Origin of the sequence: Sulfitobacter sp. HI0129, assembly GCF_001635395.1 — a bacterium.
Lineage (GTDB): Bacteria > Pseudomonadota > Alphaproteobacteria > Rhodobacterales > Rhodobacteraceae > Sulfitobacter.
In genome coordinates, this window is record NZ_LWGH01000101.1 from 1 (window position 1) to 221 (window position 221).

Consider the following 221-nt stretch of genomic DNA (forward strand, 5'->3'; position numbering starts at 1 on the left):
CTCCTATGAGCCGCGTGACGAGCCGCGTCAATGGGACTGGTCGATCCGCTCCTGTGATCGCGAGAACCGGACCTGCCGCTACATCCAGCGGGTCTACGGATCCCACGCGCCCTGGCCCGCGACATTCATCTCGGAAAGCGGGCAGGAGATCGCTTACCCGACCAGCGGTGGCCTATGGCACTTCTATTCCCGCAGCATCATGGTCGAATTCGGCGACTACG

1 pseudogene is annotated in these 221 nt (G+C 62.9%); it reads left to right on the forward strand.

Features of this window, described 5'->3' with window-relative positions:
• A pseudogene (locus A3764_RS00985) lies at positions 1–221 on the forward strand (hypothetical protein); the annotation flags it as partial.